The following is a 263-nucleotide window of genomic DNA, read 5'->3' on the forward strand; positions in this document are numbered from 1 at the left end:
AGCTCATTCTGCGTGGCGCACGGCAGCGCGACCTGGCAGGGCACCTCCCAGATCGTGCCGTCGGTGACCTGACGCGCTCCGCCACCGCGCTCCTGGACGTACTCGGAGAGCCGGCCCCGCCGGACCTCTTTGATCTCCTTGAGCAGTTCGAGATTCAGGCCGCGTTCGTCGACGAGGTAGCCGTCGCTGTCGGAACAGGCGATGACCTTCGCGCCCAGCTGCTGGGCCTTCTCGACGGCATAGATCGCGACGTTCCCCGCGCC

General features: G+C 67.7%; 1 pseudogene. It reads right to left on the minus strand.

The window, feature by feature from the left end:
• Positions 1-263, minus strand: a pseudogene (locus tag CDN38_RS27570) (NADP-specific glutamate dehydrogenase); the annotation flags it as partial.

It is taken from the genome of Mycobacterium ostraviense (assembly GCF_002705925.1).
GTDB classification, from domain to species: domain Bacteria; phylum Actinomycetota; class Actinomycetes; order Mycobacteriales; family Mycobacteriaceae; genus Mycobacterium; species Mycobacterium ostraviense.